Origin of the sequence: Salinivibrio costicola subsp. alcaliphilus, from assembly GCF_001996185.1 — a bacterium.
GTDB classification, from domain to species: domain Bacteria; phylum Pseudomonadota; class Gammaproteobacteria; order Enterobacterales; family Vibrionaceae; genus Salinivibrio; species Salinivibrio costicola.
On sequence record NZ_MUFR01000244.1, the window covers coordinates 1 to 205 of the forward strand.

The 205-nt window shown below is 50.7% G+C and carries 1 rRNA gene; it reads right to left on the reverse strand.

The window, feature by feature from the left end:
- Window positions 1-205: ribosomal RNA gene (locus BZJ21_RS16050) — 23S ribosomal RNA — on the reverse strand; the annotation flags it as partial.

The window sequence follows — 205 nt, forward strand, 5'->3', positions numbered from 1 at the left end:
CAGTTAAGACTCGGTTTCCCTACGGCTCCCCTATGCGGTTAACCTTGCTACTAACATTAAGTCGCTGACCCATTATACAAAAGGTACGCGGTCACCCCACAAAGGAGGCTCCCACTGCTTGTACGTAGACGGTTTCAGGTTCTATTTCACTCCCCTCACAGGGGTTCTTTTCGCCTTTCCCTCACGGTACTGGTTCACTATCGGT